Raw genomic sequence first — 19,952 nt, forward strand, 5'->3', positions numbered from 1 at the left:
GGAACTGGGACAACTCAATCGGCGCCAGATCGCTGCTCTCATCGGGACCGCCCCGATCAATCGCGACAGCGGTAAGTTCCGGGGTAAACGGCTGACCGGCGGCGGGCGGCGCGATGTCCGCACCCGCTTGTTCCTCCCCACCTTAAGCGCGGCCCGTCACAACCCCGTGATCCGAGCGTTCCGCCAACGCCTCCGGGCGTCGGGAAAATCCAAGATGACCACCAACGTGGCGTGCATGCGCAAACTCATCACTATCCTCAACGCCATGCTCGCCAAAAACCAATACTGGGAACCAAAAATGGCTTGATTTCAACACAGTCGCTACGATACTTGCTCACACTTGTCAAAACCACGTCTCGCGCCTGCGCGCTCGCCTCAGGGGTTTTGACCTACATTCTTCATCTTCCACACTCGTAGGGCAGGACCCCTGCGGTCCTGCTACACATGGCAGGAGTACAGGACTCCTGCCCTACGATACTAATCTTTCATCCGCTCCGCATAGAGCGGATATTTCTCGCACAAGGTCGCAACCTCGCGCGCAATACCCTCCAGCACGGCGTCATCTTTGCGATTCTGAATGGCACGGTCAATGAACTCGGCAATCTGCTTCATGGCATCAGTCCCCATCCCGCGTGTGGTTACCGCCGGCGTGCCGATACGAATGCCCGAGGTCACAAACGGCTTTTCCGGATCGAACGGGACGGTGTTTTTGTTGACCGTGATTCCGGCCTTGTCCAGCGCCTGCTCCACTTTCTTGCCGGTCAGTTTGGGGATGTCAATAAACGATACGAGCATCAGGTGCGTGTCGGTTCCACCCGCAACCAGACGATAACCCCGCTTCTTGAGCCCTTCAGCAAGTGTTTTCGCGTTGTCTACAATCTGCTTCTGGTACGTTTTGAATTCCGGCCGCAGCGCCTCTTTGAATGCGACTGCTTTGGCGGCGATCACGTGCATGAGCGGTCCGCCCTGGATACCGGGCATGATCGTGCGGTCGAGATCGGCGGCGTATTTCTCCTTGCACATAACCATCCCGCCGCGCGGCCCGCGAAGAGTTTTGTGCGTGGTTGTGGTGACAAAATCCGCGTACGGAATCGGCGACGGGTGCAGGCCCGCGGCAACCAGGCCCGCGATATGAGCGATATCGACCATCATGTATGCGCCACAGGCATCGCATGCCCGGCGAATCGCCTCGAAATCCCAGAAGCGCGGATAGGCCGATGCCCCGGCGACTATCATTTTCGGCTGGTACTCTTTGGCGGCATCGATCAGCCTGTCGTAGTCGATAACCTCGGTCTCTTTGTCGACCTGGTAACCCTTGAACTGGTAGAGAATGCCGGAAAAATTGATCGGGTGGCCGTGGGTCAGATGGCCGCCGTGGGAAAGATCGAGCCCCATCACCTTATCGCCCGGTTTGAGGACCGTGAAATACGCCCCCATGTTGGCCTGCGAACCGGAGTGCGGCTGAACGTTGGCATGCTCACAACCGAACAGCTCTTTGGCGCGGTTGCGGGCGAGGTCTTCGGCGACATCGACAAACTCGCACCCGCCGTAGTACCGCTTGGCCGGATACCCCTCGGCGTACTTGTTGGTCATCACCCCACCCTGGGCCTCGAGCACCGCCTCGGAGACGAAATTCTCGGACGCAATCAGTTCGAGCTTGGTCGCCTCGCGGCGGGTCTCATTGAATATGGCTTCGTATATTTCAGGGTCGACTTGCTTAAGGTATGACATAGGAACTCCTTCGCGTCCTAAACCCACCCGTTGGGTGGGGTACCGGTACAGCCGCGATCAATGTAGGAAAAAGGGGGACGGGGGTCAATTGGTAGTGGGTGGTCGAGCAGGACGGTCCCGCCCTACCGCTCCGCCGCCTTGATCTTGTTCAGGCGGGCGACATGACGGCCGCCCTCAAACGGTGTATCCAGAAACGTTTTGAGGATGGACTCGAGCTCGCCCTCAGGCGTGAACTTGCCGGATAGAATGAGTACGTTAGCATCGTTGTGAAGTCTCGTCAGGCGGGACATTTCGGTATTCAAGGCCAGCCCGGCCCGCACGCCTTTAACTTTGTTGGACGTAATCGCCATGCCGTTGCCGGTCCAGCAGATATTGACACCGTAGTTGACTTTGCCGTCGGCGACCGCGTGGGCGACCTTCAGGCCATAATCGGGATAGTCGACTGATTCCTCCGACGTGGTCCCCATGTCAATCACCCCGTAGCCCCACTTCTCGAGCAGCGCCTTGACTCGCTCCTTGAATAGATACCCATTATGGTCAGCGCCGATTGCGATTTTCATCTATGCGATGGCTCCTTCGTTTAGTACTCCTCATTCGTGGGCGGCAGACCTCCTGGTCTGCCCCTTAAGATGGAGCGGCAGACGAGGACGTCTGCCGGCCACGAAACGGCGGGTTAGAGACGGACCCGCCATACGTTACTTATGCCGGCACTCCCAGCTTCTTGTTCGCCTTCTCGCGTACATAGGTCAGCCAGCCGTATTTGTCCGGCGTGCGACCCTCGACAATGTCGAAAAATGCCTTCTGTAATTTCTTTGTGATCGCTCCGCGTGAGCCGGTCCCCACTTGCAGACCGTCTACTTCCGCCACGGGTGTTATTTCGGCGGCGGAACCAGTGAAAAAGACCTCGTCGGCGATGTACAAATACTCGCGCGGGATGTTGTGCTCGCGGACCTCGTACCCAAGATCGCGCGCCATGGTGATTACTGTGTCGCGCGTGATTCCCGGCAGCACCGATGCCGACAGCGGCGGCGTGATCAGCACGTCACCTTTGATGATAAACACGTTTTCGCCTGAGCCTTCGGAAACATGACCGTTGTAGTCGAGACCAATGCCCTCGTCGAAACCGAGCCGCCGCGCCTCAAGCCTGATTAGCTGGCTGCTGAGATAGTTGCCGCCGGCCTTGGCCATTGCTGGAAGCGTATCGGCGGCCAGGCGCCGCCAGGACGACACACAGACCCGCACTCCACGTTCGACAGCACCGTCGCCAAGATACTGGCCCCACGGCCAGACAGCGATAGACATCTCGATCGGGCAATCCGACGGATCCACTTTCAGAGCCCCGTAGCCCCGGTATGCGACCGGGCGGACATAGCAGGCCTCGAGTTTGTTAGCGTCGATCAGATCGATGATCGCCTGATCGATCTGTTCAGCCGTGTAGTTGAGCGGCATACGGTAGATTTTGGCGGAGTTCAAGAGTCGGACAGAATGATCGCGCAGACGGAACAGGATTGGGCCACGGTCGGATTTGTAGGCCCGCATCCCTTCGAATACCGATGAACCGTAATGAACTACGTGCGACAGCACGTGTATTTTGGCGTCGTTCCATTTAACCAGTTTGCCGTTCATCCAGATGAGTTCGCTGGTCTGCATTAGAGAAGTCCTCCAGGGTATTCCAGGTCTCCGTTCACTGAGGGCAAAATACCAAAAGCCGGCGACTATTTCAACCGGTTTCTAAGGTCGGAAGAGTAACGATTCTGCTGAGACCGGGGTCTGATCGTCTCGTGTCAAGTGGCTCTGGAGGTCTGCTTCTCCAACAGAAACCACACAATGTCGTCCTGGCGGAAGTTATTGTCCCGATGATATACAAAACCGTAGTCCCGCAACACCAAATCGGGAAAGCGGTCAAGCATCTCCCCCGCGAAGTCTCTCTTGAACAGTTTCTTCGTGTGGCCGCGATAGATAAGTTCTACCGGTGACGGATTGTAATACTCTGCGATTAGTACATAACGGGTACTGCAGCGGTAGAGCAGATCGTATACATCCGGGAGCATGTCGGGGTTCATGTGGATGAGTACCCCTTTGGTGAGCGCGAGATCCCAGGTGCGAGTGGGCCGGAACTCCAGCACCGTTTGGCGGAATACCTCGGCCTCCGGCATGTTGGTTTTCAGTTCGTCGGCTGCTTTCTGATTGATTTCCACACCCGCCAATTCTACTCCCGGTAGCAGCCTCTGAAGGGCCATCAGGTTCAAACCGATATTGGCGCCCAGCTCTATTATGGATTTTATTCCCACCGCCCGTTTGAGAACCTGGCCGAAGAAAGCGGTGTTGGACGCCACCCAGGATGAACCCCGGTTGCGCTCGGTGTATTCGTCACCGAACCTGCCGTTCCAGAATTCTTCTTGTTCCGTCTTGTAGCCCAAGCCAATCCTCTCAATTGCGGCGACGGTCGACAAGTTTCCACACCGATGGCAGTATCACTGCCGCCAGCGCTATTTTGACGATGCCCCCCGCGATGAACGGATAGAGGCCCAGCGCGAGAACCGATCCGGCCGGCACATACATCGAAAGCTGCGCCAGCCCGCAGGCGAAGATCACGACATTACCGGCGAGCATCGCCACCACTGATTTTACGTATCCCTTATCCCACCCCAGATCGGCCAGCCAGCCGGCGACATAAGCCGCAGCCAGAAATCCGATCAGGTACCCGCCCGTCGGACCGGCCAGTACACCGACTCCGGCCGCGCCACCGGCAAACACCGGAAGTCCGGCGGCGCCCTCGGCGAGATAGGCGAGAACTACCGAGCTGCCTCGCACTCGTCCAAGCGCCATGGCGACCAAAAGCACACCGAAAGTTTGCCCAGTCACCGGCACCGGCGAAAACGGAAGGTTGAACGACAGGTATGAGCAGGCTACCAGCAAGAGGTTAAACGCGAGCAGCAGCGGCGCCTCCATCCATCGGGCGGAGGGGCGGATCACATCATAAATAGTTAGGGAATGAATTGTATTGTTCACAGACAGTACTCCTTATGCTTCTGAGGTCGTCGACGAGACGATTGTAAATCATCAGCTCGACACAAATCACGTTCAGCGTGATTCCCTTGTTACAACTCTACGGCGCGGCTTACGTCACACCGTCTGCATCGTCCTCAGCAGATCGCGCGCGATAACGAGACGTTGAATCTCCGATGTCCCCTCGCCGATCTCGCACAACTTGACATCCCGCCAAATCCGTTCCACCGGATACGGGCCGGTAAGGTAACCCACGGCCCCAAGTATCGTCATAGCGCTGGCCGCCGCGCGCGTGGCAACTTCCGACGCGAACAGCTTGCACATGGCCGACTGGCGGCTGAACGGCAGACGAGCGTCCTTCAGCACTGCAGCTTCGTAAATCATGAGCCGCGCCGCCTGGATTTCCGTGGCCATGTCAGCCAGACGGTGTTGTATCGCCTGGTTGTACGAGATCGGCTTGCCGAACTGGACGCGGTCGGCCGAGTACTTGAGAGCTACGTCGAGCGCCCCTTGCCCGAGGCCGAGTGCCATCGCGCCTATCGAGATGCGGCCACCGTCGAGGGTGATCAGCGCCTGCTTGAAACCGTCGCCAACCTTGCCGAGCTGGTTCTCAAACGGTACGCGCATCTCGTCAAAATGCAGGAATGCGGTATCCGACCCGCGCAGGCCGAGCTTATTCTCTTTCTTGCCGACCGCATACCCTTGCCAGGCCTTCTCGATAATGAAGCTCGTTATGCGTTTGTCCTCGGGATCGTCGTTCGTCCGTGCCGTGGCGATTGTCGCGAACGCTTTCGTCGCCGATGTTATCCAGCACTTGGAGCCGTTCATAACCCAGCAGTCGTCGCGCTTGATTGCGACTGTGCGCATACCGCCGGCATCGGAACCGGCATCGGGTTCGGATAACCCGAACGCGATCAGTTCCCCCTGTGCGGCGCGCGGAAGATACCTGCGTCGCTGCTCCTCGGTACCGAATTCGAGAATCGGGAAGCAGCCAAGCGAATTATGCGCCGCCAGCATGATGCCGGTGGATCCACAGACCCGCGAAGCTTCTTCCACTGCGATTATGTAACTTAGCGTATCGACAGGAACGCCGCCATATTCTTCAGGAATCAGGCAGGAGAACAGCCCCTGCTCCTGCAGCGGCTTCATGTGCTCTTCCGGAAAGCGCTGTTCCAAATCGAGCTGCGCCGCCATCGGTTCGATCTGCTCCAGGCAAAAAGCCCGGATCTTCTCCCGGTATTCCTGGTGTTTTTTCTCCAGCAATGTCTAATCCTTCAATAGATCGCGCGCGATGACCATTCGCTGCGCCTCGGAGGTTCCTTCATACAGCTCAGTCACGCGAGCATCGCGGAAATACCGCTCCACCGGATACTCCTTGATATAACCGTACCCGCCGTGCACCTGCACCGCCTCATTGCAGACGAAATTGGCCATCTGCGAGCAAAACAGCTTGGCCATCGAGGATTCCCGGTGGCACGGCTTGCCCTGGTCCTTCAGCTGCGCCGCGCGGTACGCCAGCAGGCGTCCGGCGTCGATCCGCGTGGCCATCTCGGCCAGCTTCCACTGAATCGCCTGGAAGTTGCTGATCGTCTGCCCGAATTGTACGCGCTGTTTCGAGTACTTTATGGCCTCACTGAGGGCCGCCTGGGCGATGCCGATCGCCTGGAACGACACGCCAATTCGGCCCGAATTCAGGATGCCGACACACATCCTGAACCCGTCACCCGGGTTGCCGATCATGTTCTCTTTCGGCACCTTGACGTCGATGAGATTGATCTCGCGCGTATCCGACGCCTTGATCCCGCACTTCTTCTCCGGCTGGCCTATCGACAGTCCCGGTGAGCCGGCATCAACCACGAACGCCGACATCCCCTTGTGTTTGCCCTCCGGATCGGTCTTGGCAAAAACAACGAACACGCCCGCAAATCCGGCGTTGGTCACGAATGTTTTGGTGCCGTTCAGAAGATAATGATCGCCCTTGTCCACCGCGGTGGTCTTGATCGACGCCACATCGGTGCCGGCGTCAGGCTCGGTGATACAGTATGCGCCGATTTTTTCGCCGGTCGCCATGACCGGCAGGTACTTCTTCTTGAGCGCCTCCGAGCCGTACACTTTGATAATCTCGCAGGTGAGCGAGTTGTGTACGGACAGCAGGATGCCGAACCCGGCGCAAGCAGCGCAGATTTCCTCAAGGACGCCCATAAAGGCGGTGGCGCTGAGGCCCAGGCCACCGTATTCCTCGGGAACAGTGAAGCCGAAATACCCCAGCTCGGCGCATTCCTCGATCAGGTCCTGGGGCGTGCGCCCTTCTTCATCCATATCCAGAGCCAGCGGATAGATGCGCTTCTCGGCGAGATTGCGGGCCATCTTTTTCAGCTCTAAGTCGTCATCGGTCAGATTGAAATCCATCCGCCTCTCCTTACTGCTGGTAATTATAGAACCCGCGGCCGGTTTTCCGGCCAAGATACCCCGCCTGCACCATCTTCCTCAGAAGCGGACAAGGTCGGTACTTCGGGTCGCCCAAACCATCGTGCATAACTTCAAGAATCGCCAGGCACACGTCAAGCCCGATAAAATCGGCCAGCGTGAACGGCCCCATCGGATGCCCCGCACCCAGCTTCATGACTTCATCGATTGCCGGGATCGTCCCGACCCCTTCCATGTGCGCGTAAATCGCTTCATTGATCAGCGGCATCAGAATGCGATTGGCTATAAAGCCGGGGTAATCGTTCGCCTCCACCGGCACTTTACCCAGCCTTTTGGCCAGCGCCACCGCGACATGACAGGTGTGATCCGAAGTGGCAATCCCGCGGATCAATTCGACCAACTTCATCATCGGCACCGGGTTCATAAAGTGCATTCCGATAAAATTCGCCGGATTGTGAGTCGTCGCCGCCAACTGGGTGATGGGCAGCGACGACGTGTTTGAGGCCAGGATCATGTCGGGCGAGCAGATATCGGCCAGCTTCTTGAAGAGGTCCAGTTTCACCTGGAGACTCTCGGTGATCGCTTCGATCACCAACTGCGAATCACGGGCCGAACGAAGGTCGGTGCTCGTTTCAATTCGCGCGAGCGCCGCCTGTTTGTCGGTGTCAGTGATAACGCCCTTCTTGATCTGGCGGTCCATCGAACCGGACATGGTAGCCATCGCCTTCTCGAGGAAGGTCTTGTCGATGTCGATCAGATGAACCGGATACCCGTTCTGGGCAAACACTTGGGCGATACCGTTGCCCATGGTGCCGCTGCCGATCACGGTCACTTTCTTGATGTCATCCAAATTCAAAGTTTCAGCTCCTTCCACAATTCGCATCATCAGACAATTTCTATGGCCAGGGCAACCGCGTTGCCGCCCCCAAGGCAGAGTGTCGCCAGACCCTTTTTCAGCCCGCGATCTTTGAGCGCATAAATCAGCGTCACGAGAATACGAGTGCCCGAGGCACCGATCGGATGGCCGAGCGCCACCGATCCGCCGTGGACGTTAACTCGATTCCAGTCCCAGCCCAGCTCTTTCCCGTCGGCGAGCGCCTGCACGGAAAACGCCTCATTGGCTTCGATCAGGTCCCAATGGCCGATATCCACCTTCATCTTTGCCATTAGCTTACGCACCGCAAAGATGGGTGAGAAAAACAGATCAATCGGATCGGTCCCGGCGGCGGCATAATCGACAATTCGAGCCAGCGGCTTGAGGCCCTTCTCTTTCAAGTACTGCCCGGATACGACAATCGTAGCGGCGCTGCCGTCGTTCAGGCCGGGGGCGTTGCCCGCAGTCACAGTTCCGTCCTTCTGGAACGCAGGGCGAAGCTTCGCCAGGCTTTCGACCGAAACATCCGGGCGCGGACATTCATCTTTCTTGAATACTACCGGATCACCTTTGCGCTGGGGGATTTCGATGGCGAAAATTTCCTTGTCAAATTTCCCGGCCTGCTGGGCCGCCACCGCCTTGCGATGGGAATTGTAAGCGAACTGATCCTGTTCTTCACGCGAAATGCCGGCCTTCTTCTGCGTATACTCAGCAGCATTTCCCATGTGGAAATCATTGAAGCTGTCCCAGAGACCGTCGGAAATCATAATATCATCCAGCTTGCCGTGGCCGAACTTAGTGCCGGTCTTGGCGCCGCGAATCACATAGGGCGTGCTCGACATGGACTCCATGCCTCCGGCGACAATGACATCCTGGTCACCGGCCCGAATCGACTGTGCCGCCAGCATGACCGCCTTGAGTCCGGAACCGCAAACTTTGTTGATGGTGATACAAGGGACCTGCGACGACACTCCGCCGTGGATCGCCGCCTGCCGGGCCGGCGCCTGACCGGCGCCTCCCTGCACCACCTGACCCATGATGACCTCGTCGATGTCCTTGCTGTCGATTCCCGACCGCTTTACCGCCTCTTTGATCGCCAAAGCGCCCAACTGAGGGGCCGAAAGGGAGCCCAGTCCGCCGTGAAGCGTGCCAATCGCGCTGCGGCAGGCTGAGACGATGTATGCGTCTTGTCTGTCAGCCATATCTCATTCTCCATCAAAACGTTTCAAAAGCCCGAACCACAAATGGCCGTATATAACCAAATCACCGAATCAAATCAAGCATGGCCCCCGATTTGACTTGGCGCTGACTGGAAATACCCAACCGATCGCGCATCAATCACCCCTTCATCTACCTCTATTGCCTATGTCTCTGGCTCCAAGCCCCACCCAGACGGGCTAAAGGAAACCGGGCAAGGTGTCGATCTTAGTTTCTTGAGATAACTAAGCTCCCACTTTGGAGGAAACATGAAGAAAGTCTTTACCGTCCTCGCGATTCTGCTGGCCTTCGGCTCGACCCTATCGGCCCAGGTGCCCGGCAGCCCGGTGAGTATCTACGCCGGTGGGGCGCTGTCGATTCCGACCGCGCCGGAAAGCTTCAAATCATACTACAAAAACGGCTACCATGGCTTTGTCGGCATTGGTCTGCCGGCCAGCCCGGTGATCGAACTGGTAGGCAAGGTTGAATACCATACCTTCAGCTTCGATTTCGACCAGGCCTACTCGGAGTACTCCGGCGGCACCAACAAAGTCTGGATGTTCGGCGGCGACGTCAAAGTCAACCCGAGCCTGCCGGCGTTCCCGGTAAGCCCGTACCTGCTCGGCGGTCTCGGTTTTGCCGCCATTCAGCAGACCGAATTCGACGGCCCGCCGTCGTTGACACTGAGCCTTCTGAACGAGTCGGTTTCTGAGAACCAGACCAAGCTGTTCTGGAACATCGGTGGCGGTTTCTCGCTGGCGACCAGCCCAGTGTTCAGTCTCTTTGCGCAGGTGCGATATGTCAATATCGCGACCGACAATGAGTCATCGGCGTTCATCCCGGTGACAGTCGGCTTGAAGTTCTTTTAGTCGAATTACACACGGAGGGGAAAAGGCCGGAGCGTCCGCTCCGGCTTTTTTTTGCTCGGTTCACGCGCCTGGCAGCCGGCAGATGAGGGCATTTGCCGGGCACGGTTCACCAAGTATCCGTTGGCGGGTTCGAGGCGGACCCGCCCTACCGTTCATCCCGTGGGTTTAATGCAAATCCAGCCTACTTCGCCAACTCCAGCTCCACTATCGGTTCCTCGGTCGTCACCTGGTCGCCGACTGAAAAGTTGATCGCCTTCACCGTCCCCTTAGCACGTGCCGGCACCGGGTTCTCCATCTTCATCGCTTCGACAATCACCACCTGCTGTTTCGGCTCCACCGTGTCCCCCACCGCTACCATCAGCTTGACGATTTTCCCCGGCATTGGTGCAAATATCTTGTCAGGCGCCTCGGCATGATCACTTGCGCCGCCGGCGAATCCGTCATGCGACGGCTCCTGTAGCTCCACTACAACGGAGTCGATATCGACAAATGTAGTGCCGTTTACTGTAGCCGCGGCGATGATCTTCCTGCGTCCGTCAACCGCGACCGAGAACAGCCCTTCCGAGATCTGTTGAATGTTGTACGACTGATTGCCGACACGGACGGTATACCCCTCGGAACTCTTCTCGGTTTGTGTCTCGATCTGTTTACCACCGACCAGAAACTCGTGCTTATTCATGGATCGAGTCCCCAATCTCCCACGCGCCCAGCGCTTCCCACGGCGACGGCACCACCGCGGGGCCATCGCCGCTACCCACAGTGATACCACGCCGCGTCGTCAGCGACGCCACCGATGCCACAGCCGCCGCGAGTGCGACGTGATCGTCGACTGCAGATAACCTCTCGCCCATGTGCCTGCCTAGGAAGTTGGTGTATGTGCGTCCGGCCTGGAACTCCGGATGTCCGAGCACATCAACCATGAATCGCTTGGAAGTTTTGACGCCGAGGATTTTGTACTCATGCAGCGCGTTTATCATCTTGCGTATGGCGCCGGGACGATCGGGAGCGTGGACGATCAGTTTTGCCATTATCGGATCATAGTCAATGGTGATCTCAGATCCCCTGGTGATACCGGAGTCGACACGTATGCCCGGCCCGATCGGCTCGGTGTAGTGCAGGATACGCCCGGTGCTCGGCATAAAACTGTTCTCGCCGTCCTCGGCATAGATACGGCACTCAATCGCGTGTCCCCGCTGAGTCAGGTGGTGCATCTGCTCCGACAACGGCAGCCCGGCGGCGATTCGTATCTGCTCAACTACCAGGTCGGTGCCGGTGACCATTTCGGTGATCGGATGCTCTACCTGGATACGGGTGTTCATTTCCAGAAAATAGAATGCGCCCTTTTCGTCTACGAGGAATTCAACCGTGCCCGCGTTGACATACCCGGCCGCTTTGGCCACCGCCACCGCCGCATCGCCCATGCGTGTGCGAAGCTGCTCGTTGAGTGCCACCGACGGGGTCTCTTCGATAATCTTCTGATGCCGCCGCTGAATCGAGCACTCGCGCTCGAAGGCATGGACACAATTGTCGTGTGAATCGGCCAGCACCTGGAACTCGATATGGCGGGCGTTGGCGATATACTTTTCGAGGTAGACCGAATCATCATTGAACGCATTCAGCGCCTCGCGGCGAGCCGCCTCGAGGGCGTCGTTCAGTTCGTTCGGCTGATGAACGATCCGCATCCCCTTGCCCCCGCCGCCGGCGGCGGCTTTGATCATCACCGGGTACCCGGCCTTATCGGCCGCCTCGCGAAACACTTTGGGGTCAACAGCGGACGCTGTCATGCCCGGTATCAACGGGACACCGGCGCCTGACATCTTTATGCGCGATTCGACTTTGTTCCCCATAAGCAGCATCGCATCCGGTGGCGGGCCGATAAAAACGATACCGGCATCGCGGCAGGCCTTAGGGAACTCAGAATTCTCGGCGAGAAAGCCGTAACCGGGATGAATCGCCTCGCAGCCGGTCTCTTTGGCGGCCTGAATGATCTTCCCGATATCGAGATACGACTGCCTCGGCGGCGGCGGGCCGATAAACACTGACTCGTCGGCTGCGAACCGATGTTTGCTGCCGCGGTCGGCCTCGGAGAATACCGCCACCGACTTTATGCCCAGCACGCGGCAGGCGTTTATCACGCGGACCGCAATTTCGGAGCGATTGGCTACAAGTACTTTCTTGAACAGTTTGTCTGACATAGCGGCATCACTGAATCACTTGTCACTCACCCAGCGCGGCTTTCGTTTGTTGAGAAACGCGTCCATCCCTTCCTGACCCTCACTCGAAACGCGCAGTTTCGCGATCATCTCGGCAGTAAACGGCTTAAACTGAGCAGGTGACATCATAGGCACTTCGCTGACCAGCCTCTTGGCCATCGCCACCGCTTCGGGACCCGACGAAAGTATCGACTCAATCAGGTTGTTGATCTCGGCGTCGAGCTTGTCATCATCCACGACTTTGTTGACCAGGCCGACCTCGCACGCCCGCTCCGCGCTCATCCGTTCGCCAGTGATGAATAACTCGCGCGCTTTCCCCTCGCCCATCTTGCGAATGACATACGGGCCGATACAGGCCGGCACTACGCCGATCTTGACTTCGGAGAACGAGAATTTCGCCGAGCGCGCCGCAATCGCGATGTCGCACACCGCGACAAAACCCGTACCGCCGCCTATCGCCGCGCCATTGATACGGCCAACGACAGGACGCTTGAAGGTGTAGATCTGATAGAATAGATCAGCGAGGGCATTCGATTCGGCCAGGTTTTGCTCGTACGACTGATCGATTACCTCACGCATCCAGTTAAGATCGGCGCCTGCGCAGAACGATTTCCCCTCACCGGTCAGCAGAATCACGCGCAGATCGTCTCCTGTTGCTAACTCCGCGAACAGGTGGGACATTTCGGTAATGACCGTCCCGTTGAAGGCGTTATGTATCTCCGGACGGCAGAACGAGACCCGTCCGATCCGCCCGTCCTCCGTGTATTTCAAGGTCGTGTAATTCATAGCGTACCGATCTACATGCGGAACACACCATACTGCTGATCCGGGAACGGCGCGTTGAGCGACATCGATATCGCCAGCGCCAGCGCCTGACGCGTCTCGGTAAAGCCGAGCATGCCGTCGTCCCAGAGCCGCGCGCCTGAATAATAGGGCGTCGACTGCGATTCGTAATTGTCTATGATGGGCTGACGGATCGCTTTGATTTCCTCGGGCGTCAGCTTGCGGCCTTCGGTTTCAAGCTGATTGATCTTGACCGTCGCGAGCACATCAGCCGCCTGCTCGCCCCCCATAACACAGATCTTCGCATTGGGCCACATCCACATTAGTCGCGGGAAATACCCCCGCCCGCACATGGCGTAGTTGCCCGCACCGTAGGAACCGCCGATCACGACCGTAAACTTCGGTATCTGCGCGTTGGCGACTGCATGAACCATCTTGGCACCGTCGCGGGCGATACCCCCGGCCTCGTACTGACGTCCAACTATGAACCCCGAAATGTTCTGCAAAAACAGCAGCGGGATTCTCCGCTGCGTGCAGAGCTCAATAAAATGCGCCCCTTTCAGCGATGATTCACTGAACAGCACACCGTTGTTGCCGATTATCCCGACCGGGTACCCCATGATCCGCGCAAACCCGGTCACCAGCGTGATCCCGTACAGCTCCTTGAACTCATGAAACCGCGAACCGTCCACCAGCCGAGCGATAACTTCGCGCACATCATACGGTTTGCGCAAATCGTTTGACACTACTCCGTACAACTCTTCGGGGTCGTAATGCGGCTCTTCAGGGATCGAACGCTCGACCGGCTCGCGATACGGCTTGTCGAGATTCTCCACAATGTTGCGCGCCACCTGCAGAGCATGGGTATCGTCCTGAGCATAATGATCGCTCACACCGGAGACACGGCAGTGCACATCGGCACCACCAAGCTCTTCGGCAGTGACAACTTCGCCGGTGGCGGCCTTCACCAGCGGCGGCCCACCGATAAAGATCGTCCCCTGCTTGCGGACAATCACCGTCTCGTCTGACATCGCCGGCAGGTACGCGCCCCCTGCCGTGCACGAGCCCATTACAATCGAGATCTGCGCGATCCCCTGCGCCGACAGCCGCGCCTGGTTATAGAAGATGCGGCCGAAGTGATCCTTGTCGGGAAACGTGCCCGACTGGAGCGGCAAAAAAATCCCGCCGGAATCGACAAGATAGACACATGGCAGCCGGTTTTCCTCAGCGATTGCCTGAGCGCGGGCGTGTTTCAAGATCGTGATCGGATAGTACGTGCCTCCTTTGACCGTGGCGTCGTTGACCACAACCATCACCTCGCGGCTATGCACGACTCCGATACCTGTGATGATTCCCGCCGCGGGTGCCTCGTTGTCGTACATGTCGTAGGCAGCCAGTGGGCTCAATTCGAGAAACGGCGTATTCTTATCCAGCAGACCAGCCAGGCGGTCACGCGGCAGCAGTTTTTTCCGTTCGACATGACGCTGGCGTGACTTTTCCGGCCCGCCCAATTTGTTTTGTTCTAGTCGTTCCTTGAACAGCCGATGCTGCTCGCGATTCTTTTGCTCGTTTTCTTTGAATTGGGAGGATTTGGTATCGATCTTGGACTCGATGCGAAACATAAGCTTCTCAATACGGGTATCGTTCTGGGCGGCCGCGTCCCGCTTAAGTTGTTGTAACTCAACAAACAGGCCCGTCTCCGGGCACACCAAGGCCGAATATATGCGCGCCAGGCGGATTTGTAAAGAGAGTAGATTGTTGATCAGACCCCAGAGTAAACCAAGCCGTGCCCGGCAGATACCCTCATCTGCCGGCTTAGCGGTTGTAGGTCAAAACCCCTGAGTCGACCGCCATTGGGCGGGCGACGCGGTTTTGACAACGGTACAAGACAGAATGTCGAAACCACAGGGGTTTCGACCTACAAGACCCTGAAAAGAGCGCAAGTCCCACCAAGATGTAGAGCCACGACTTGGTAGTCCAAGAAGCTACAGCTCCTACACCAAGCGCCAAGAATTCTGCAAGAAGAACCAACAGAACCCTAGGATTGATTAAAGGTCGTAAAAGCGGATCGAGCGCATCCAGAGCCGACAAGAGACCTAAATAGAGGACAGCTAATCCAGCAGGTAACCAGACCAGCTTCACCGGATCGATTCGGATGAACTCTGAAGGTACTCCGAAGTAGCTACACTATCCCATCTCATAGAAGTACAGCAGAAAGTAGCCGTAGCCAGTAATGACTGCAATCAGTGTAGCACCATCCACCAAGGCGTTCCCAGTGAACGCAATCCCACTCTTCTTCTCAATTGACCGCGGCACGCTATCTTCCTGATCGGTCACACCCTATCCTCCAATTGTTAGTGTAAATCACCTGTTTTCAAGATAATGCCACTCCCGCGAAAGACGAAACACAAAACCGGCAGGCGCGGAGGCCTGCCGATCAATTGTTGGATCCCCCGGTCGAGCCGGGGGATGACTTTTTGGGGGCGGACGATGACCGTAAGTCGCCCTTCTTCAGGCTCAGGGTGACTTTGAAGGTGGAGACCGGGAGGTCTGCCGCCCACTGGCACCCTTCGACCCTTCGACGAGCTCAGGGCTCAGGGTGACTTGTCGAAACCGCAGAGGTTTCGACCTACAAGCCTAATACCACTTCGGCACGAATTTGTACCCGTAGCTCAGCACGCCGTGTGAGCCCTCTTTCTGGACCAGGCGGAACTCGATTCGCACCTCCACGCCGATCTTCACCTGGTTGACATCGCAGTCGGTCATCTGGCCGAAAATGCGCGTGCCGTCAGTGAGTTCGACAATCGCCAGCGCGTACGGCGACAGGTCGCCCCACTGCGATGGGGCCACGCGAATCACGGTGTAGGTGACAACCTTGCCGGTTTCCGGCAGAACTACCGGTTCGGACTGGGTGTCGCCGTTGGTCGGATCGACCTGGCGCGGCGGGAAGTAAGTCTTCCCGCTTTTTTTGAACTTCACTGCTTCGAGACGATACCGTTGCGGATATTCACGCCATACCCGTGAAGGAAATATCGACATTATGCCACCTCCATGATGTGGACCACCGATGAGGCCCCGGTGCCGCCCATGTTCTGGGTCATGGCCAGTTTCGGCGAGCCTTTGATCTGGCGGCCGTTCTCAGCCTTGCCGGTCAGTTGCTTGTAGACTTCGACCACCTGGGCTACACCGGTCGCGCCGACCGGATGACCTTTGGACTTCAGGCCGCCCGACGGGTTGATCGGGAACTTGCCTTCGAGCGCGCTCTCACCCGCGAGAAACGCCGGACCGGCCTGCCCCGGTTTATAGCGACCGATAGATTCGGCGACCATGATCTCGGCGATCGTAAAACAGTCATGCACTTCGGCAAACTGCATGTCGGTAATCTTCTTGCCGGCCATCTGCAGCGCCTTAGCCGACGCCAGCGTGGCTGATTTGATCGTCGTGATGTCCTCGCGCTGCGCCAACTGGAAGAGATCGGTAGCGACCGCCGAACCAATTACCTTGATGTACGGCTTCTTCAGCATCTTCGCGACCTCTTCGCTGCAAACGATCACAGCCGCTGCGCCATCGGTGATAGGCGAGCAGTCAAGTATCCGAAGCGGGTCGGCGACCATGACCGATGTCTCCACCGTCTCAGGCTTCACCTTGAACGGATACTGCGCGAACGGGTTCCTGGAACCGTTATGATGGTTCTTGACCGACACGGCCGTAAGCATGGCTCGAGTCGTGCCGTACTTATGCATATGCGCGTTAGCCATCATCGCATAAAGGCCGGGGAAAGTCGCGCCGTTGAAGACTTCGTACTCGGCATCGGCGGCGGTCGCCAGCGCTTGGGTGGCGTCATCGCCGGAACAGTCAGTCATCTTCTCCACACCGGAAGCCATGACAATCTCCGCCTGCCCGGCGCCGACTTCGAGATACGCCTGCCGGAACGCCAGCCCGCCTGATGCGCACGCCGATTCGACATGCGCCGCCGGAATCCCCGGCATGCCGAGATAATCGGCCATCAGCGCGCCGACATGCTCCTGCCCGACAAACAGACCGCCTGACATGCAGCCGACATATAGCGAGTCGATATGGTCCACGCCGGCATCGGCAATCGCCGCCCGGGCCGCATCGACAAACAGCTCTCTAAAGGATTTGCGCCAGACCTCGCCCCACTGACTCATTCCGGCGCCAACAATACAAACAGGTCTCATTATCGTCCCATCTCCTACTTGTTCTTGATGATTTTGTGCCGGAACTTGGCATAGGTGCCGTATTCAACATACGCCAGATTCTCGTCCAGCAGCTTATGCGTGCGCACGGCCAGGTCGCGGACTTTGTCAATCCGGTCGGTGACTTTCCAGATGAACGCGTCCGATCCCGACCCGGAACCGTACGAGCACATGAAAATCAGATCGCCCTCCTTGGCGACATCGAGACAGCCCGTCAGACCAATCGGCGATGCCCCGGAGTACGTATTGCCCAGCCTTGGCGCCAGCCAACCCGGATCGATCTGTTCCTGAGTGAATCCCAGCTCGAACGCGATTCGCTGCGGAAACTTGCCATTCGGCTGGTGGAAGACGGCGTATTTGAAATCCGACGGCTTCATGCCGGACTTCTTCAAGATCGCCTCCGACGCGCCGCGCGTGGTGGAGAAATACGCCTCCTCGCCCGTGAATCGGCCCCCATGCTGGGGATAGAACTCGTGTTCCCGGCGCCAAAAATCGGGCATGTCCTGCATCCAGGAATGGGTGAAAAGGCACTCGGCGACCAGGTTCTCGGTACCCATGATAAACGCTGCTGCGCCGGCCGCCGCTGAGAATTCGAGTGCGTCCGACGGGGCCCCTTGCGACGTATCCGCGGCTATCGCGAGGGCGTATTTCATCTCGCCCGCCTTGACATGCGAGAGCGCCACAAACATCGCCTCGGAGCCGGCCTTGCAGGCGAACTCGAAATCGGCACAGTGGCAATCGTTGAAAATCCCCATCGCCTCACCCACCACTGTCCCCGACGGTTTCACCGCGTACGGGTGGGACTCGGAGCCGATATAAATCGCGCCGACTTTTGACCGGTCAATATTCCCCGCCCGCTTAAAAGCGTTCCGAGCCGCCTCAACCGACAGAGTTATAGTATCCATGTCCGGGGGTGGAACCGATTTTTCGCGCAGTATTAGCCCTTTTTTGTAGCTGGGCGCGTCGGCTCCCCAGACCTTGGCGATTTCTTCAACTTTGATACGGTGCCTCGGCAAATGAGCGCCGTAGCCAACAATTCCTGCCATTTTGTACCTCGGTTAATAGTTCTTTCTTATCTCGAAACAGTCCATTCCAGCCATAGTTCTAAGCAATCGGGCGGGATTATACGGGGATTTTCGAGGGATGTAAAGGCCGCCAAGGCCGGATTTTGAACAGGCTTCGGCTCCGGCCCGTGACTTTGGAATTCTCAGCCAAAGGGGTAACCCAACGGGGTCGATATTGTGAGAATATGAGATCACATGCCCTTTTGGTTGCCGGCCTGACACTGGCGCTCTGGTCGCCGGCTGGCGCAGCCACCGAGATCAAAGTCGACAGCAACACCGCCTTCTACAAGGGCGAGACGCTCAGTTATGTGGTTTATCCGCCGGACCAATGCCGGATGGTCGAACAGGAGGCCACTGCGGACGGGTATTCCTTCGGGTTTATCCCCGAGGCTCAGGCGTACGAAGACGCTGATCTCCTTATCGGCGTGAACATATTCAAAATCCGCGGCCTGAAGTTCTCGGAGGTTTTGAGGCAGGATACGGTCGCGCTTCGCGACCACTACGGTCCCAGGGTCGCCATTTGGCCGATTGACTCGGTCAGGGCCGCAACCGGGCAGCTTTTACCGACCTTTTTCATAAACGACACGACTCGTTTCATCCCCAACGTGATGATCGCATATGTCGACGGCCGCACCGAAATGCTCGTGTTCGAACTGGTCATCAGCGACCGCATGACCCGGATCAAGGCCGAGGATGCCTTCGTCCAATGCCTGAGACGGCTGAAAATCATGCCTATCGGCGAGCTGGGCCGAAAATAGGCCCTTCCGCGCCGGGAGCCGGCCTCCGGTCGTGTCGTCCATTTATCCATAATTCCAGTATTATCCTGCGTATCACCTCAGGTATCGCGTGACCGCCCCGAGGGTTCGGTTTTTGCTTGCTTTAATCGGCGGCAGAATCCATAATGGGGTAGCGTTCAACTCGATTCGCAAATGTCTGATTTGCCAAAGTGTAGCAGGCAGGGTAACTTACATAAGGAGGTTTTGATGAAAAATCTTTCCGCCGTGCTTTTTGTGTGTGCTCTGCTGGCCGTTTTCGGGAGTTCCTGTGAGAAGCGAACTGCCGATGCCGACGCCAGCAACGAACTAATGGTGCCGCTGACAGAAATCCCGGCATCCTACGGTGACCTCGAGGCAGTGACAGTCATGCCGGAATATCTCGGCTGGCAGCAGCTTTGGTTTCAGGATGACGCCGGGACAATCCGCATCGTGAGAATTAATATGGCTCGGAACATTATGCACAAGCAGATCAAAACCATCAACAGAGCCCCGGCTATGCAGGGGGAGGTAGGCGACAATGAAGAGTAGTTACTACAGCCTGGTTAGCCGGCTCTTTTTCTTCGCCGCCGGCATTCTGCTGCTTCTTGCAGTTTGGGATTGGGTTCTGGGATGGTTCGGCTATCGCATGACCTGGCTGCCGTACCAGCCGGGCCGACTCCTGGAGTTCGCCGCCATCCTCGTGATATTCGTAATGGCCCTATTGCTGCGGCAAATTCGGGACCAGCTCAAACAGAAGTAGTTATGCCGTGGTGGACGTCTCCGTCCACCACGCACAGACAGGTTGGGACAGTC

The 19,952-nt window shown here is 57.6% G+C and carries 22 protein-coding genes; 5 read left to right on the forward strand and 17 right to left on the reverse strand.

Going from position 1 to position 19,952, the window contains the following annotated elements; translation table 11 throughout:
* Window positions 1-307: transposase (locus AB1772_08235; protein MEW5796337.1), on the forward strand; the 307-nt coding region annotated here is incomplete at its 5' end.
* A gap of 170 nt (window positions 308-477) precedes the next feature.
* On the opposite strand, the gene glyA is transcribed toward AB1772_08235, so the two are convergent.
* From glyA to AB1772_08280, 9 genes are all read right to left on the reverse strand, one after another.
* Window positions 478-1,731, reverse strand: a complete 1,254-nt coding sequence (glyA, locus tag AB1772_08240) for a serine hydroxymethyltransferase (protein MEW5796338.1) — start codon at window positions 1,729-1,731, stop codon at window positions 478-480.
* Between the two features lie 122 nt (window positions 1,732-1,853).
* On the reverse strand, window positions 1,854-2,291 hold the full coding sequence (gene rpiB, locus AB1772_08245; GenBank protein MEW5796339.1) for a ribose 5-phosphate isomerase B: 438 nt from the start codon (window positions 2,289-2,291) through the stop codon (window positions 1,854-1,856).
* Between the two features lie 139 nt (window positions 2,292-2,430).
* Window positions 2,431-3,381: a branched-chain amino acid transaminase gene (locus AB1772_08250; GenBank protein MEW5796340.1), complete on the reverse strand. Its 951-nt coding sequence runs from the start codon at window positions 3,379-3,381 to the stop codon at window positions 2,431-2,433.
* A gap of 134 nt (window positions 3,382-3,515) precedes the next feature.
* The gene (locus AB1772_08255) at window positions 3,516-4,151 is read right to left on the reverse strand and encodes a pseudaminic acid biosynthesis-associated methylase (protein ID MEW5796341.1); all 636 of its coding nucleotides are present in this window, start codon (window positions 4,149-4,151) and stop codon (window positions 3,516-3,518) included.
* Window positions 4,152-4,161: 10 nt separating this feature from the next.
* The gene (locus AB1772_08260; protein MEW5796342.1) at window positions 4,162-4,743 is read right to left on the reverse strand and encodes a biotin transporter BioY; all 582 of its coding nucleotides are present in this window, start codon (window positions 4,741-4,743) and stop codon (window positions 4,162-4,164) included.
* Window positions 4,744-4,857: 114 nt separating this feature from the next.
* A complete protein-coding gene (locus AB1772_08265; GenBank protein MEW5796343.1) occupies window positions 4,858-6,003 on the reverse strand; it encodes an acyl-CoA dehydrogenase family protein in 1,146 nt (381 codons plus the stop codon).
* Between the two features lie 3 nt (window positions 6,004-6,006).
* Window positions 6,007-7,149 (reverse strand): acyl-CoA dehydrogenase family protein, encoded by a 1,143-nt coding sequence (locus tag AB1772_08270; GenBank protein MEW5796344.1) that lies wholly within the window; start codon window positions 7,147-7,149, stop codon window positions 6,007-6,009.
* Between the two features lie 10 nt (window positions 7,150-7,159).
* The gene (locus tag AB1772_08275) at window positions 7,160-8,023 is read right to left on the reverse strand and encodes a 3-hydroxybutyryl-CoA dehydrogenase (GenBank protein ID MEW5796345.1); all 864 of its coding nucleotides are present in this window, start codon (window positions 8,021-8,023) and stop codon (window positions 7,160-7,162) included.
* 29 nt (window positions 8,024-8,052) lie between these two features.
* On the reverse strand, window positions 8,053-9,243 hold the full coding sequence (locus AB1772_08280) for an acetyl-CoA C-acetyltransferase (protein ID MEW5796346.1): 1,191 nt from the start codon (window positions 9,241-9,243) through the stop codon (window positions 8,053-8,055).
* Window positions 9,244-9,507: 264 nt separating this feature from the next.
* Between AB1772_08280 and AB1772_08285 the strand changes: the two genes are divergently transcribed.
* On the forward strand, window positions 9,508-10,107 hold the full coding sequence (locus AB1772_08285) for an outer membrane beta-barrel protein (protein MEW5796347.1): 600 nt from the start codon (window positions 9,508-9,510) through the stop codon (window positions 10,105-10,107).
* Between the two features lie 181 nt (window positions 10,108-10,288).
* On the opposite strand, the gene AB1772_08290 is transcribed toward AB1772_08285, so the two are convergent.
* The 8 genes from AB1772_08290 to AB1772_08325 form a co-directional block, all read right to left on the reverse strand.
* Complete coding sequence (locus AB1772_08290; protein MEW5796348.1) at window positions 10,289-10,786, reverse strand: biotin/lipoyl-containing protein; 498 nt, start codon at window positions 10,784-10,786, stop codon at window positions 10,289-10,291.
* A complete protein-coding gene (locus tag AB1772_08295) occupies window positions 10,779-12,302 on the reverse strand; it encodes an acetyl-CoA carboxylase biotin carboxylase subunit (protein ID MEW5796349.1) in 1,524 nt (507 codons plus the stop codon). The genes AB1772_08290 and AB1772_08295 overlap by 8 nt, the downstream gene beginning before the upstream one ends.
* A 15-nt stretch (window positions 12,303-12,317) precedes the next feature.
* Window positions 12,318-13,106, reverse strand: a complete 789-nt coding sequence (locus AB1772_08300) for an enoyl-CoA hydratase-related protein (protein MEW5796350.1) — start codon at window positions 13,104-13,106, stop codon at window positions 12,318-12,320.
* Between the two features lie 11 nt (window positions 13,107-13,117).
* Complete coding sequence (locus AB1772_08305; GenBank protein MEW5796351.1) at window positions 13,118-14,725, reverse strand: carboxyl transferase domain-containing protein; 1,608 nt, start codon at window positions 14,723-14,725, stop codon at window positions 13,118-13,120.
* A 565-nt stretch (window positions 14,726-15,290) separates the two neighbouring features.
* Window positions 15,291-15,419, reverse strand: coding sequence for a hypothetical protein (locus tag AB1772_08310; GenBank protein ID MEW5796352.1), 129 nt, complete (start codon window positions 15,417-15,419; stop codon window positions 15,291-15,293).
* Window positions 15,420-15,740: 321 nt separating this feature from the next.
* A complete protein-coding gene (locus AB1772_08315) occupies window positions 15,741-16,142 on the reverse strand; it encodes a Zn-ribbon domain-containing OB-fold protein (GenBank protein MEW5796353.1) in 402 nt (133 codons plus the stop codon).
* Entirely contained in the window at window positions 16,142-17,302 is a 1,161-nt protein-coding gene (locus tag AB1772_08320; protein MEW5796354.1) for a thiolase domain-containing protein, read from the reverse strand. The genes AB1772_08315 and AB1772_08320 overlap by 1 nt, the downstream gene beginning before the upstream one ends.
* Before the next feature lie 14 nt (window positions 17,303-17,316).
* On the reverse strand, window positions 17,317-18,366 hold the full coding sequence (locus AB1772_08325) for a hydroxymethylglutaryl-CoA synthase (GenBank protein ID MEW5796355.1): 1,050 nt from the start codon (window positions 18,364-18,366) through the stop codon (window positions 17,317-17,319).
* Between the two features lie 203 nt (window positions 18,367-18,569).
* On the opposite strand from AB1772_08325, the gene AB1772_08330 reads away from it, so the two are divergent.
* The 3 genes from AB1772_08330 (at window position 18,570) to AB1772_08340 (ending at window position 19,899) form a co-directional block, all read left to right on the forward strand.
* A complete protein-coding gene (locus AB1772_08330) occupies window positions 18,570-19,142 on the forward strand; it encodes a hypothetical protein (GenBank protein ID MEW5796356.1) in 573 nt (190 codons plus the stop codon).
* 225 nt (window positions 19,143-19,367) lie between these two features.
* Entirely contained in the window at window positions 19,368-19,688 is a 321-nt protein-coding gene (locus tag AB1772_08335; protein MEW5796357.1) for a hypothetical protein, read from the forward strand.
* Window positions 19,678-19,899, forward strand: coding sequence for a hypothetical protein (locus AB1772_08340; protein ID MEW5796358.1), 222 nt, complete (start codon window positions 19,678-19,680; stop codon window positions 19,897-19,899). The genes AB1772_08335 and AB1772_08340 overlap by 11 nt, the downstream gene beginning before the upstream one ends.
* The last annotated feature ends 53 nt before the right edge of the window (window positions 19,900-19,952 follow it).

This window comes from Candidatus Zixiibacteriota bacterium (assembly GCA_040752815.1).
Lineage (GTDB): Bacteria > Zixibacteria > MSB-5A5 > GN15 > FEB-12 > JAGGTI01.

Bases quoted from the DNA above. Each gene is read 5' to 3' on its own strand.
- AB1772_08290 (MEW5796348.1), bottom strand. From the start codon at position 10,786: ATGAATAAGCACGAGTTTCTGGTCGGTGGTAAACAGATCGAGACACAA.
- glyA (MEW5796338.1), bottom strand. From the start codon at position 1,731: ATGTCATACCTTAAGCAAGTCGACCCTGAAATATACGAAGCCATATTC.
- AB1772_08300 (MEW5796350.1), bottom strand. From the start codon at position 13,106: ATGAATTACACGACCTTGAAATACACGGAGGACGGGCGGATCGGACGG.
- AB1772_08280 (MEW5796346.1), bottom strand. From the start codon at position 9,243: ATGGCTGACAGACAAGACGCATACATCGTCTCAGCCTGCCGCAGCGCG.
- AB1772_08330 (MEW5796356.1), top strand. From the start codon at position 18,570: ATGAGATCACATGCCCTTTTGGTTGCCGGCCTGACACTGGCGCTCTGG.
- AB1772_08335 (MEW5796357.1), top strand. From the start codon at position 19,368: ATGAAAAATCTTTCCGCCGTGCTTTTTGTGTGTGCTCTGCTGGCCGTT.
- AB1772_08305 (MEW5796351.1), bottom strand. From the start codon at position 14,725: ATGTTTCGCATCGAGTCCAAGATCGATACCAAATCCTCCCAATTCAAA.
- AB1772_08295 (MEW5796349.1), bottom strand. From the start codon at position 12,302: ATGTCAGACAAACTGTTCAAGAAAGTACTTGTAGCCAATCGCTCCGAA.
- AB1772_08315 (MEW5796353.1), bottom strand. From the start codon at position 16,142: ATGTCGATATTTCCTTCACGGGTATGGCGTGAATATCCGCAACGGTAT.
- AB1772_08340 (MEW5796358.1), top strand. From the start codon at position 19,678: ATGAAGAGTAGTTACTACAGCCTGGTTAGCCGGCTCTTTTTCTTCGCC.
- AB1772_08320 (MEW5796354.1), bottom strand. From the start codon at position 17,302: ATGAGACCTGTTTGTATTGTTGGCGCCGGAATGAGTCAGTGGGGCGAG.
- AB1772_08250 (MEW5796340.1), bottom strand. From the start codon at position 3,381: ATGCAGACCAGCGAACTCATCTGGATGAACGGCAAACTGGTTAAATGG.
- rpiB (MEW5796339.1), bottom strand. From the start codon at position 2,291: ATGAAAATCGCAATCGGCGCTGACCATAATGGGTATCTATTCAAGGAG.
- AB1772_08270 (MEW5796344.1), bottom strand. From the start codon at position 7,149: ATGGATTTCAATCTGACCGATGACGACTTAGAGCTGAAAAAGATGGCC.
- AB1772_08285 (MEW5796347.1), top strand. From the start codon at position 9,508: ATGAAGAAAGTCTTTACCGTCCTCGCGATTCTGCTGGCCTTCGGCTCG.
- AB1772_08325 (MEW5796355.1), bottom strand. From the start codon at position 18,366: ATGGCAGGAATTGTTGGCTACGGCGCTCATTTGCCGAGGCACCGTATC.